At 64.3% G+C, this 485-nt stretch carries 1 protein-coding gene; it reads left to right on the forward strand.

Going from position 1 to position 485, the window contains the following annotated elements; translation table 11 throughout:
- Positions 1–37 precede the first annotated feature (37 nt).
- Positions 38–485 (forward strand): ACT domain-containing protein (locus RM572_RS28885; protein ID WP_394813728.1); only part of this gene is annotated, 448 nt, incomplete at its 3' end.

Here is a 485-nt window from a genome sequence, read left to right on the forward strand (position 1 = left end):
CGGCACCATCGTCAAAGGATCGATCGAGGACATCCCCATGGAAGACGCCCTTCTGACCGGAGTAGCCCACGACCGCGGGGAGGCCAAGGTCACCGTCGTCGGTCTGCCCGACGTGCCGGGTTACGCCGCCCAGGTGTTCCGCGCGGTCGCCGACGCCGACGTGAACATCGACATGGTGTTGCAGAACATCTCGAAGGTCGAGGACGGCAAGACCGACATCACCTTCACCTGTCCGATGGACAACGGCCCGACGGCCGTGGAGAAGCTGACCGCGCTCAAGGATGAGATCGGGTTCAGCCAGGTGCTCTACGACGACCACATCGGCAAGGTGTCCCTGGTCGGTGCGGGTATGCGCAGCCATCCCGGCGTCACCGCCAAGTTCTGCGAGGCGCTGGCCGAGGTCGGCGTCAACATCGACCTGATCTCCACCTCCGAGATCCGGATCTCGGTTCTGGTCAAGGACACCGAGTTGGACACGGCGGTCC

Source organism: Streptomyces hazeniae, from assembly GCF_031845485.1.
GTDB classification, from domain to species: domain Bacteria; phylum Actinomycetota; class Actinomycetes; order Streptomycetales; family Streptomycetaceae; genus Streptomyces; species Streptomyces hazeniae.